At 64.6% G+C, this 12,848-nt stretch carries 9 protein-coding genes; 6 read left to right on the top strand and 3 right to left on the bottom strand.

Annotation, left to right across the window (positions count from 1 at the left end; translation table 11 throughout):
- Window positions 1-4: 4 nt before the first annotated feature.
- The 3 genes from LH400_RS22000 to metC all read right to left on the bottom strand — a co-directional run bounded on the left by LH400_RS22000 (window position 5) and on the right by metC (window position 3,132).
- Complete coding sequence (locus LH400_RS22000; protein WP_229155618.1) at window positions 5-724, bottom strand: pyrimidine 5'-nucleotidase; 720 nt, start codon at window positions 722-724, stop codon at window positions 5-7.
- A gap of 195 nt (window positions 725-919) precedes the next feature.
- Window positions 920-1,822 (bottom strand): acetylglutamate kinase, encoded by a 903-nt coding sequence (argB, locus tag LH400_RS21995; RefSeq protein WP_229155617.1) that lies wholly within the window; start codon window positions 1,820-1,822, stop codon window positions 920-922.
- Between the two features lie 116 nt (window positions 1,823-1,938).
- Window positions 1,939-3,132: a cystathionine beta-lyase gene (metC, locus tag LH400_RS21990; RefSeq protein WP_229155616.1), complete on the bottom strand. Its 1,194-nt coding sequence runs from the start codon at window positions 3,130-3,132 to the stop codon at window positions 1,939-1,941.
- Window positions 3,133-3,343: 211 nt separating this feature from the next.
- On the opposite strand from metC, the gene LH400_RS21985 reads away from it, so the two are divergent.
- From LH400_RS21985 to LH400_RS21960, 6 genes are all read left to right on the top strand, one after another.
- Window positions 3,344-4,363 (top strand): amino acid ABC transporter substrate-binding protein, encoded by a 1,020-nt coding sequence (locus tag LH400_RS21985; protein WP_229155615.1) that lies wholly within the window; start codon window positions 3,344-3,346, stop codon window positions 4,361-4,363.
- Between the two features lie 107 nt (window positions 4,364-4,470).
- The gene (locus tag LH400_RS21980) at window positions 4,471-5,658 is read left to right on the top strand and encodes an amino acid ABC transporter permease (protein ID WP_370638456.1); all 1,188 of its coding nucleotides are present in this window, start codon (window positions 4,471-4,473) and stop codon (window positions 5,656-5,658) included.
- A gap of 12 nt (window positions 5,659-5,670) precedes the next feature.
- Window positions 5,671-7,179 carry an amino acid ABC transporter permease gene (locus LH400_RS21975; RefSeq protein WP_229155613.1) on the top strand — a complete coding sequence of 503 codons (1,509 nt, stop codon included), beginning with the start codon at window positions 5,671-5,673 and terminating at the stop codon, window positions 7,177-7,179.
- A 12-nt stretch (window positions 7,180-7,191) separates the two neighbouring features.
- The gene (locus tag LH400_RS21970) at window positions 7,192-7,980 is read left to right on the top strand and encodes an amino acid ABC transporter ATP-binding protein (protein WP_229155612.1); all 789 of its coding nucleotides are present in this window, start codon (window positions 7,192-7,194) and stop codon (window positions 7,978-7,980) included.
- 267 nt (window positions 7,981-8,247) lie between these two features.
- Window positions 8,248-9,423 (top strand): AI-2E family transporter, encoded by a 1,176-nt coding sequence (locus LH400_RS21965; RefSeq protein ID WP_255618202.1) that lies wholly within the window; start codon window positions 8,248-8,250, stop codon window positions 9,421-9,423.
- Between the two features lie 354 nt (window positions 9,424-9,777).
- The gene (locus LH400_RS21960) at window positions 9,778-12,708 is read left to right on the top strand and encodes a valine--tRNA ligase (protein ID WP_229155609.1); all 2,931 of its coding nucleotides are present in this window, start codon (window positions 9,778-9,780) and stop codon (window positions 12,706-12,708) included.
- The last annotated feature ends 140 nt before the right edge of the window (window positions 12,709-12,848 follow it).

The following is a 12,848-nucleotide window of genomic DNA, read 5'->3' as shown; positions in this document are numbered from 1 at the left end:
GCGATCAGCGAATCTTGCGCAGGAAGGTCACCAGATCGTCGGTGACATAGTCGATATGCTGGCCCTCGCGGCCCTCATGTTCCCACACGTCTCCGAACGTGTCCTCGAAATTCTGCGGGACGATCAGCACGGTACGCATGCCGAGCCGCTTGGGGACTTCCAGATTACGCGCAAGGTCCTCGAACATTGCGGCGTGGGCGGCATCGACCCGGTGCAGTCCCATGAACTTGTCATAGGTCTCGGAGGCCGGTTTCGGCACGAGATCGGCGGCGACGAGGTCGAAGATATCCTCGAAATGGTCGAGGATGCCGAGCTGGCGGGCAGCCCTTTCGGCATGGCGCCGATCACCATTGGTGAAGATGAACTTGCGGCCCGGCAGCGCCTTGATCTCGTCACCGAGCGCCGGATCGGGGGAAATCCACGAATAGTCGATGTCGTGGACGAACTGCAGGAAGCTGTCGGAATCGACCTTGTGCTCCTGCATCAACCCGCGCAGCGTCGTCCCGTAGCGGCGGTAGAAGTCCTTCTGGACCCGGCGCGCTTCATCCTTCGGAAGGGACAGGAGGTCCGCCACGAACGACGTCATGCGTTCGTCAATCTGGGAAAACAGGTTCGAGTGGCGGGGATAGAGCGTGTTGTCGAGATCGAAGACCCAGTCGCGCACATGGGCAAAATCCCGCGGCGTCGCGTCTTCTGTCTGGCGGAGGGCGGGCTGCGATGACATGGCGTCCAATCTGAGGGCTGCCGGCAGGCTGGGCCGGGAGCCGTAGATGATAGACCTCGAAGCTTGAGACAAGCCGAACGGTCGAAATCGGACGCCCGGCACCGCGAAATCGCCCCGGCCGAGGCCCAGCCGACGTCGACGCCGCGGACCCAGCGGCAGCGCGTTTGCCGAAATGTCGGTTCCGGCCGGGCGGGATCAGCGCACGATGAGCGTGCCGGCCCCGTGTTCGGTGAGGAGTTCGAGCAGGACGGCATGGCGGGTCTTGCCGTTGAGGATCACGACGCCCTCGACGCCGCGCTCGATCGCCTCGATGCAGGTCTCGACCTTGGGGATCATGCCGCCGGAGATCGTGCCGTCGCGAATGAGGTTCTTGGCTTCCGAGACCGACAGCTCCTTGATCAGCTGTCCGGACCTGTCGAGAACGCCGGGCACGTCGGTGAGGAAGAGCAGGCGCGTCGCCTCCAGTGCTCCGGCGATGGCGCCCGCGAAGGTGTCGGCGTTGATGTTGTAAGTGGCGCCGTCACGGCCGGGTGCGACCGGCGCGATCACCGGGATCATCTCGGAGCGGGCGAGAAGGTCGAGCAGGGTGCGGTCGACCTCGACCGGCTCGCCGACGAAGCCGAGATCGAGCACGCGCTCGATGTTGGAATCCGGATCGACCACCGTCTTCCTGGCCTTTTCGGCGAAGACCATGTTGCCGTCCTTGCCGCACAGGCCGATCGCCCATTCGCCCTCGGCGTTGATGAGCGCGACGATCTCCTTGTTGATCGAGCCGGCGAGGACCATCTCGACGATCTTGACCGTCTCCTCGTCGGTGACGCGCAGGCCGCCCTCGAAGCGCGATTCGATGCCCATCTGGTTCAGCATGCGGCCGATCTGCGGCCCGCCGCCGTGAACGACGATCGGGTTGACGCCCGACTGCTTCAGCAGGGCGATGTCGCGGGCGAAGGCCTGTCCCAACGCCGCATCGCCCATGGCGTGGCCGCCATATTTCACCACGACGGTCTTGTTCTCATAGGCCTGCATGAAGGGCAGGGCCTCGGCGAGGAGGGCGGCCTTTGTCTCGCCGTTGTCGTTCGGCGTCGCGGCACTGGTCATGGCGGTTCGTCTCCGTCGCGGCTCTATCGGCGCGGCTTCTAGCGGGAAAACGCGGCGAGAGGAACCGGCGCGCCGCGTCGCCGCAAGCGTGCCGGCCTGCCGCTTTACGGCGGGAGTCAGACTGCTGCGGCGGCGCGGAAGCCTGTCTCCATGTCGTCCCGGAGATCAACGACGTCTTCGAGACCGATCTGCAGTCGGATCAGCGTCCCCTTGCCATCGCCGGCGCTTTGCGGGCCCGTCGCGATCGTGCGGTCGGACAGGTCGACCGGCACGGCCAGGCTCTCGTGACCGCCCCAGGAATAGCCGAGGCCGAAGAGTTCGAGCGCGTCGAGGAAGGCGTTCGCCCGGGCGAGGCTTCCTTCGAGGACGAAACCGAACAGGCCGCTGGAGCCTGAGAACTGCCGCTTCCAGAGCGCGTGGCCCGGGAAGGAGGGGAGGGCCGGATGCAGGACCTCGGCGACCTCCGGCCGGCCCGCGAGCCATTCGGCGAGTTCCAGAGCCGAGGCCTGGTGCCGCGCGAGCCGCACGCCCATGGTCTTCAGGCCGCGCAGGACGAGGTAGGTGTCGTCCGGTGCGGCATTGATCCCCAGCTGCAACTGCGTCGCCCGCAGCCGCTTGTAGGTCTCTGCCGTTGCCGAGACGCTGCCCATCATCACGTCGGAATGACCGCCCGGATATTTCGTCAGGGCGTGGATCGACAGGTCGACGCCGTGTTCGAGCGGCCGGAAGAACAGCGGCGTCGCCCACGTGTTGTCGATCATGGTCACCGCGCCGCCGGCATGAGCAGCTTCGCAGACCGCGGCGACATCCATCATCTCGAAGGTGTTGGAGCCGGGCGATTCCAGGAAGACGACCTTGGTTTCGGGGCGCATCAGCTCGGCGATGCTGGCCCCGACATGGGGGTCGAAATAGTCGACGGAGACGCCCATGCGGCGTAGCGTCCCGTTGCAGAACTGCCGGGTCGGCGAGTAGACGGAATCGACGACCAGGCAGTGGTCGCCGGCAGAAAGGAAGGCGAGAAGGGGCACGGTCACCGCCGCGAGACCCGAGGGAACCAGGATGGTTCCGGCCGATCCTTCCAGCTGGTCGAGCGCTTCTTCCAGAGCGGTCGTCGTCGGCGTGCCGCGCAGCCCGTAGGTGTATTGGCTGCTTGCCCGGTCCCGCAGGCGGGCAGTGTCCTCAAACAGCACGGTCGAGGCGTGGACTACGGGAGGATTGACGAAACCATGCAAGGAATACGGATCGTAAGGACCGTGGGCGAGGGTCGTGTTCGCCCCCTTGTGAAGCGTCTTTCGACTTTCGGTGCTCAATCTTCCTGCTTTCTGCTCTGCTGTTAATCGGTTTGGCTCGAAGTCGCTGAAATAGACGGAAAAAAGCGTCAGCTTCTTGACCTGCCCATTTTTATGACATGGAATTGCCACGGTCGACCGAACGGCTCGCAAGCGCGGCGGCTGCTGCGCATCGGTCTCGAGCGTCGATCCGAGAGTTACAAACCAAAACCCAAATGGGGAAGGCTTCCTGATGAAATCGACGCTTTTGAGCGCAATAATCGGTCTTTCGATCGCAGGTCTCGCGGCGGGTGCCGCCTCGGCGCAGACGCTGCAGACCGTGAAGGACCGCGGCATGCTGCGGTGTGGTGTCAATACCGGCCTGCCGGGCTTCGCCTCCCAGAACGACCAGGGCGAGTGGCAGGGCCTCGACGTCGACTACTGCAAGGCCGTCGCCGCCGCCGTCTTCGGTGACGCTTCCAAGGTCCAGTACGTTCCGCTCTCGGCCGTCCAGCGCTTCCCGGCGCTGCAGAACAACGAGATCGACATGCTCGCCCGCAACACGACGTGGACGATGGACCGCGACACCACGCTCGGTCTCGCCTTCGCCGGCGTCAACTATTACGACGGCCAGGGCTTCATGGTGAAGAAGGACCTCGGCGTGAACTCGGCGCTGGAGCTTTCGGGCGCGACGGTCTGCGTCCAGAGCGGTACCACCACCGAGTTGAACCTCGCGGACTACTTCAAGTCCAACAACATGAACTACAACCCGGTCGTCATCGAGGCGCAGTCCAGCGTGAACTCGGCCTATGACAGCGGCCGCTGCGACGTCCTGACCACCGACGCTTCCGGCCTTGCCGCCTCGCGGCTCGAAATGGGCAATCCGGACGAGCACGTCATCCTGCCGGAGATCATCTCCAAGGAGCCGCTCGGACCGGCCGTGCGCCAGGGCGACCCGCAGTGGTTCAACATCGTCAAGTGGACGCATTTCGCCCTTCTCGACGCCGAGGAACTGGGCGTCACCAAGGACAATGTCGACCAGATGATGACCTCTGACAATCCGGAGATCCGGCGCCTGCTCGGCCAGGACAAGAACTTCGGCGAGTCGATCGGCCTGCCGAAGGAGTGGTCGGTCAATATCATCAAGGCCGTCGGCAATTACGGCGAGATCTTCGAGCGCAACATCGGCGTCAACACGCCGCTGAAGATCCAGCGCGGCCAGAACGCGCTGTGGACCAAGGGCGGCCTGCAGTACGGCATGCCGGTTCGCTGATCGATGCTGGCAGGCGGGCGCTCGACACGAGCGTCCGCCACCGGCGGGCCGCGTGCCCGCCCGGGTGACGGGCCCGGTCCTCGTCGTCGGCGTGAAAGGGTCCTTGCGTGACTGTCGATAGCCAATCGTTACCGCGCGGCGGCGGGTCGTCTCTTTTGACCAATCCGACCGTCAGAAGCGCGGTGATCCAGATCGCGCTCGTGGTTTTCCTGGTCGGGTTCACCTGGTGGATCGTCGACAATACGGCGCGCAACCTCGCCGCGGCGAACATCGCGTCCGGCTTCGGCTTCCTCAATTCGCGCTCCGGCTTCGACATCGCCATCACGCCGATCGCCTATTCCTCCAACGGCACCTACGGGCAGGCGATCCTCGTCGGTATCGCCAACACGCTGATCATCGCCGGCAGCGGCGTCTTCTTAGCCACCATCCTCGGCTTCCTCGTCGGCATCGGCCGGCTGTCGCAGAATTTCCTGATCCGCTCGCTGTCGACCATCTATGTCGAGATCTTCCGCAACATCCCGCCGCTGCTCGTCATCCTGTTCTGGTATTTCGGTGTTCTCTCGGTCCTCAGCGGTCCGCGCGGGATCCCCGAGAATTTCTTTGGCGTCTATCTCACCAATCGCGGCCTGCAGGTGCCGAGCATCCTGTTGGACCCGCTTGCCTGGGTCACCTTCGGCGCCTTCGTCTTCGGCCTCGTTGCGGTGGTGGTCCTCGCCCGACGCAACAAGCGAATCCAGCTCGCCACGGGGGAGCGCAAGCCGCTTCTCTGGACGGCGCTCGGGCTGATCGTCGGCCTGCCGATCCTCGCCTTCCTGGTCACCGGCCTGCCGGCGGTGCTGGAGTTCCCGACGGCGACCCGCTTCAATCTCGCCGGCGGCATCCAGATCCGGCCGGAATACATCGCCCTTCTCCTGGCGCTGTCGATCTACACAGGCGCCTTCATCGCCGAGATCGTGCGTGCCGGCATCATGTCGGTATCCAAGGGCCAGACCGAGGCGGCTTCCGCCCTCGGCCTCAAGCGCGGCCAGCTGTTGCGGCTCGTCGTCGTGCCTCAGGCCTTCCGCGTGATCATCCCGCCGCTGACCAGCCAGTATCTGAACCTCACGAAGAATTCCTCGCTCGGCCTCGCGATCGGCTACCCTGAACTGGTCGCCGTCGGCTCGACCGTGCTCAACCAGTCCGGCCAGTCGATCGAAGTCGTCTGCATCTGGATGGTCGTCTATCTCGGCATCAGCCTTTCCGTGTCGGTGTTCATGAACTGGTTCAACGCGAAAATGTCGCTGGTCGAGCGCTGAGAGGGAACGACGATGGAAGAACAGGTCGCCCCCTACACCCCGTATATCGCGCGTGACCAGAAGCAGCCGCTGCCGCCGCCGTCGAGCGACGTCGGCATCGTCGGCACCGTGCGCCGCAATCTCTTCGCCACCCCGGTCGATTCGGTCCTGTCGGTCCTCGGCGGTATCTTCGTCGTCTGGGCCGTCTGGCACATCCTCGACTGGGCGTGGTTCAACGCCGTCTTCATCGGCTCGGACCGCGAGGCCTGCACGCCGGAAGGCGGCGGTGGGGGCGGCGCGTGCTGGGCCTTCATCTCGGCGAAGTTCGGCCAGTTCATGTATGGCACCTATCCGCTCGATCAGCGCTGGCGAGTCGACACCGTGCTGATCATGCTCGTCATCCTGTCGGCCGGGGTCGCGATCCCCAAGATCCCGTACAAGCGGCTGAACGCGACCCTGCTCCTTGCGGTCTTCCCGGTGGTCACGCTGGTGCTGCTGACGGGGGGCGAGTTCGACTTTTCCGGCGGCACGATCTCGCTCCTGCTGCTGATCGCCGCGGGCGTGACGATCAGCGACGTCGCGGCGGATCCCGCCGTCGGCTTCCACCGGCTGCCGGTGAAGGCGGCTGCGGCCGCGGCGCTGTTCGCGCTCCTGGCGCTCCTGTTGTCCGCCTTCGTCAACGGTACGACCATCCGCTTCCTCGACATGGCCTTCAGCCCGCTCAGCCTTGTCGCCCTGATCGCCAGCATCGGCGCGCTAGTGGCGGTCGTCGCGGTCGGAGTCGGCTCGCGCCGCGGCGGCGGCAATGTCGTCGGCGTCTTCCTTCCGACGGTGGCGGTGCTCGCCTTCATCTTCGTCCTTTCGGCGGATTTCGGGCTTCAGCACGTGCCGACCAACATCTGGGGCGGCCTGATGCTGACCCTCGTCGTGGCGCTCACCGGTATCGCGGCCTCGCTGCCGCTCGGCATCCTGCTCGCCCTCGGGCGGCGATCGCAGATGCCGGCGGTCAAGCTGCTCTCGATCGTCTTCATCGAGTTCTGGCGCGGCGTGCCGCTGATCACCGTCTTGTTCATGGCGAACTTCATGCTGCCGCTGTTCATGCCGGAAGGGGTCACCTTCAACCAGCTCCTCAGGGCGCTGGTCGGTGTCGCGCTGTTCTCGGCCGCCTACATGGCCGAGGTGATCCGCGGCGGTCTGCAGGCGATCCCCAAGGGCCAGTACGAGGGCGCCGACGCCATGGCGCTCACCTATTGGCAGAAGATGCGGATGATCATCCTGCCGCAGGCGCTGAAGCTCGTGATCCCAGGCATCGTCAACACCTTCATCGGGCTCTTCAAGGACACGAGCCTCGTCTACATCATCGGCCTCGCCGATCTTCTCGGCACGGTCCGCCGCGGCTTCAGCGATCCCTCCTGGATCACCGTCTCGACGCCGGCGACCGGACTGATCTTTGCCGCATTCGTCTACTGGATCTTCTGTTTCTCGATGTCGCGCTACTCCATCTATACGGAGCGGCGGCTGGACACCGGGCACAAGCGCTGAAGGAGCGACTTCATGGCCGTCGACGTCGAAACCAAACCCGCCGAGCCGCGGAAGCTCGAGATCTCCAAGGAGGTCGCCGTCCAGCTCGCCAACGTCAACAAATGGTACGGCGAGTTCCACGTCCTGCGGGACATCAATCTCACCGTGCGGCGCGGCGAGCGCATCGTCATCTGCGGGCCGTCCGGCTCCGGCAAGTCGACGATGATCCGCTGCATCAACCGGCTTGAAGAGCATCAGAAGGGCAAGATCGTCGTCGACGGCATCGAGCTCACCGGCGATCTGAAGAAGATCGACGAGGTGCGGCGCGAAGTCGGCATGGTGTTCCAGCACTTCAACCTCTTCCCGCATCTGACCATCCTCGAGAACTGCACGCTGGCACCGATCTGGGTGCGCAAGATGCCGAAGAAGAAGGCCGAGGAGGTCGCCATGCACTATCTTTCCCGGGTCAAGATCCCGGAGCAGGCGCACAAATATCCCGGCCAGCTTTCCGGCGGTCAGCAGCAGCGCGTGGCCATCGCCCGCTCGCTCTGCATGAGCCCGAAGATCATGCTGTTCGACGAGCCGACCTCGGCGCTCGATCCCGAGATGATCAAGGAGGTGCTCGACGTGATGGTCGGGCTCGCGGAGGAGGGCATGACCATGCTGTGCGTGACGCACGAGATGGGTTTTGCCCGCCAGGTGGCGAACCGGGTGATCTTCATGGATGCCGGCCAGATCGTGGAGGAGAACGAGCCGCACGCCTTCTTCACCAATCCGCAGCACGAGCGCACCAAGCTCTTCCTGTCGCAGATTCTCCACTGATGCGGCGGCGCCCGGTTGGACCTTCGTCCGAGTGAAGCGCTGGCGTGCCGTACCCGCGACTTGGCGGCGATAGATCGGCTTGAAGTCCGGCATATCCCAGGGATCGGCCGGACCTCGCATGAGCTGCTTTGCGGGCCGCCGGCCGAGGTGAACCGCGCTGTCTCGCCGGCACGCGCGAGCGGCGCCAGATGCGGCGTTCGGGCAGACTGATAGGCGGGAACCGACAGCTCACGAAGCCGTTAACACCGCGCGATCGGGAGGGTGAGCTTGTCGGAACGAAGCAGCGAGAAGACGCCTGACTCCCGCGGGACGACCATCGCGCCCACCATCGGACTGGTCAACAAGCAGAAATTCGAGCACGGCCCCCGCTGGGCGGTGATCGGGATCTTCCTGATTCTGTCCTTCGGTGCGCTCTATCTGACCGCCAGCTTCGTCCTTCCGGTCATCATCGCCATCCTGTTCGCGCTGGTCATGAGCCCGATCGTCCGGTTCCTGAGGCGGCGGCTGCACATATGGGAGCCGATCTCGGCATTCGTGCTGGTGATCGGGTCGCTTCTCACCCTCGTCCTCGGCTTCTACATGCTGAGTGACCCCATCACCAACATCATCAACAATGCGCCGCGATACGCGGCTGCCGTCGATCACGAACTGCGGTCCGTGCAGCAGAGGCTGCAGCGTCTGCAGACCGCCCAGAAGCAGGTGCAGGAGGCGGCGAACGACGCGCAGACGCCGAGCGCGCCGGCGGGTGGGGACCAGCCCCAGGAAGTGGTGGTGAAGAACCCGGGCCTGCTCGACAACGTCACGGTGATCGTTCCGCAGGTCATCGCCTCAGTCGCCTTCTCGCTGGTCTTCCTGTTCTTCCTGCTGGCGTCCGGGGATCTCTTCTACCAGAAGCTTGTGCGCGCCATGCCAACGCTGTCGGACAAGAAGCGGGCGCTGCACATCGCGCATGACATCGAGCGCGAGCTTTCGCGCTACCTCCTCACCATCACGCTGATCAATATCGGCCTCGGCGCCGCGGTGGGTACGGCCCTGTGGTGGGTCTCCGTGCCGACGCCCGTGATCTTCGGTGCGCTGGCGACCCTCCTCAACTTCATTCCCTATATCGGCGCGGTGATGGGGATGGGCATCGTCGGCGTGGTCTCGCTCGCCGAGTTCGGCAATCTCGGCGGTGCCCTCGTGCCGGTGCTTCTCTATCTCGCCTGCACGACCGTGGAAGGCCAGTTCCTGACCCCGATGATCGTCGGGCGCAGGCTGGAGATGAATGCCGCGGCGATCTTCCTGTCCGTTGCCTTCTGGGGCTGGATCTGGGGTCTTGTCGGTATGTTTCTGGCCGTTCCGCTCATGGTCGCGATGAAGGTCTTCGCGAGCTATATCGAGCCGCTCGGTCCTCTCGGCGACTTCCTCTCCGCCGAGGCGCAGGCGCATGACGAGGACGACTGACGCGTTCCACCGCGCGTTCCGCCCTAGCACGCCCCAGCCTCATCACAGTTCGGCAGAACCGACGGCGCCTTCGGACAAAAGCCAAGGCTGGCGAATGGTTCGTCTGGCATACGGGTAGCTGCAGCACACTCACCAACTCCCGTCGACTCCAGCCGAGTCGGCGGGTTTTTTGGGCAGACGTGCCGAAAATGCCGACCTGCCTGTGACAGGCAGTGCGGCAAGCGCCGCCGCGCTCGCATCGGGCCACGAAGCCGCATCGTGGCCCGATGAGCGCAATCCCGGCCGGTTTCGTTGACAGCGCCGAAAGCAAGGCGCTAACCGGAAGGCAACGCTATAACGCCTTCTGGACAATTCATGATCGACAAGACCTATGACGCGGCCGCCATCGAGCCGAGGATCGCTGCCCGCTGGGATCAGGCAAACGCCTTCGCCGCCGGAGCCGGCGCGAAGGCGGGCGCCGAAGCCTATTCCATCGTGATTCCGCCGCCGAACGTGACCGGCTCGCTCCATATGGGGCACGCGCTGAACGACACGCTTCAGGACGTGTTGATCCGCTTCGAGCGGATGCGTGGCAAGAACGTCCTCTGGCAGCCGGGTCTCGACCATGCCGGCATCGCGACGCAGATGGTCGTCGAGCGGCAGATGGCGGCGTCCGGCGAGAACGTCACCCGCCGCGAGCTCGGCCGCGAACGCTTCATCGAGCGCGTCTGGCAGTGGAAGGCGGAATCGGGCGGCGCGATCCTCGGCCAGTTGAAGCGGCTCGGCGCCTCCTGCGACTGGTCCAGAGAGCGCTTCACCATGGACGAGGGCCTGTCCAAGGCGGTGCTGCACGTCTTCGTGGAGCTCTACCGCAAGGGCTGGATCTACCGCGACAAGCGGCTCGTCAACTGGGATCCGAAGTTCGAGACTGCGATCTCCGACCTCGAGGTCGAGAACCGCGAAATCGCCGGCCACATGTGGCACTTCAAGTACCCGTTGGCGGGCGGCGAGACCTACGAATATGTCGAGAAGGATTCGGACGGGAACGTCACCCTGCGCGAGACGCGGGACTATATCTCGATCGCGACGACGCGGCCGGAGACCATGCTCGGCGACGGCGCGGTCGCGGTGCATCCGGACGACGAGCGCTATGCCCCGATCGTCGGAAAGCTCTGCGAGATCCCGGTCGGCCCCAAGGAACACCGCCGGCTGATCCCCATCATCACCGACGAATATCCCGATCCCGACTTCGGCTCTGGCGCGGTGAAGATCACCGGCGCGCATGATTTCAACGACTATCAGGTCGCCCGGCGCAACGACATTCCGCTCTACCGGCTGATGGACACCCGCGGCGCCATGCGGTCCGACGGCGCCCCTTACGCGGAGGCCGCGGCGCGGGCGGCGGAGATCGTTGCCTCCGGCGGATCGCCAGATGCCGCGGTGGTCGACGAGATCAACCTCGTTCCCGATGCCTTCCGCGGCCTCGACCGCTTCGCGGCGCGTGAAAAGGTGGTCGCCGAGATCGATGCCGAAGGCCTGATGATCAAGGTCGAGGACAGGCCGATCATGCAGCCCTTCGGCGACCGCTCCGGCGTCGTCATCGAGCCGATGCTCACCGACCAGTGGTTCGCCAATGCGGCCGAACTCGCCAAGCCTGCGATCGCGAGCGTGCGCGAAGGACGCACAGCGATCGTGCCGAAAACCTATGAGAAGACCTATTTCGACTGGATGGAGAACATCCAGCCCTGGTGCGTGTCGCGCCAGCTCTGGTGGGGGCACCAGATCCCGGCCTGGTACGGTGACTCAAAAGAGTCAATCGAGCGTTGGGTCAGACAAGATACTAATTCACGTGCCCCCCACTTTAACTACAAGTGCTTTGTCGGGAAAGATGAAGAAGAGGTCCGTGGTCTTGCAAGGCAGGAATATGGAGAGAATGTAGAGATAAACTTCGGAGATGCCTTCGCCTACTCATATGGATCCAAAGGGTTGGAGCGGGTAACGCTTCGGCGCGACGAGGATGTCCTCGACACCTGGTTCTCGTCGGCGCTCTGGCCGTTCTCGACGCTCGGCTGGCCCGACGAGACGCCGGAGCTCGCGACCTATTATCCGACCTCGGTCCTCGTCACCGGCTTCGACATCATCTTCTTCTGGGTCGCGCGGATGATGATGATGGGGCTCGAATTCACCGGCACCGAGCCCTTCCACACGATCTACATGCATGCACTCGTTCGCGACAAGAACGGCGCCAAGATGTCGAAGTCGAAGGGCAATGTCGTCGATCCGCTCGATCTGATCGACGAATATGGCGCCGACGCGCTGCGCTTCACCCTGGCGATCATGACCGCGCAGGGCAGGGACGTGAAGCTCGATACCCAGCGCATCGCCGGCTACCGCAATTTCGGCACCAAGCTCTGGAACGCGACGCGCTTCGCCGAGATGAACGGAGCCGTGCACGGCGAGGCGATCGACCCGGACAGCCTGACCCAGCCGCTCAACCGCTGGATCGTCACCGAACTGTCCCGCGCGATCGCCGAGACGAATGCGGCGCTGGAGGGCTATCGCTTCAACGATGCGGCGGCGACGCTCTACCGCTTCGTCTGGAACCTCTTCTGCGACTGGTATGTCGAACTCGCCAAGCCGGCGCTGAACGATACAGACGAGGCGGCGGCGGCAGAAGTTCGGTCCGTCATGGGCTTCGTCCTCGACCGGATCTACGCGCTCCTGCACCCCTTCATGCCCTTCATTACGGAGGAGCTCTGGTCGACGACCGCTGAGGGAGGGCGCGCCACGCTGCTCTGCCATGCCGACTGGCCGGCGGTCGATTTCACCGACCGGGAGGCCGCCGACGACATCAACTGGCTGGTCGATCTCGTCAGCGAGATCCGCTCCGTGCGCGCTGAGATGAACGTTCCGCCGGGCGCTCAGGCCGAACTCCAGGCGATCGCGCCGGACGAGGCGACCCGCGCCCGGATCGAACGGCACCGCTCTGCCCTGCAGCGACTGGCGCGGTTGAGCAAGATCGAGACGGCAGGCAGCGCGCCGGAGCAATCGGCCCAGATCGTCGTCGGCGGCCAGACCTTTGCCCTGCCGCTCGCCGGAATGATCGACATCGCCGCCGAGCGCGCCCGTCTGACGAAGGCGCACGCCAAGGCCGAGGGCGAGATGGCGCGGATCGACAAGAAGCTGTCGAACGAAAGGTTCATCGCCAACGCGCCGGACGACGTGGTCGAGCAGGAACGGACCAAGCGGGAAGGCTACCGTCTGGAGGCCGAGAAGCTCGCAGCTGCGCTTACGCGTCTGCAATAGCGAGCGCGCTGATCGGTGAGAGGCGAGGGTGCTTCGCGGCGCCTTCGCGCCGACGCACACCAGCCGACGCTAACCGACTGGCCTAAGAGACCGTTTGAGAATGGGTTTTGTCTGGATCTGATTTATGATTCACACTCTGG

The sequence above is a fragment of the Jiella soli genome, assembly GCF_020615385.1.
Classification (GTDB): domain Bacteria; phylum Pseudomonadota; class Alphaproteobacteria; order Rhizobiales; family Rhizobiaceae; genus VKMB-3413.
Note: the sequence above shows the minus strand (reverse complement) of the source record. Positions and strands in the feature narration are given on the sequence as shown.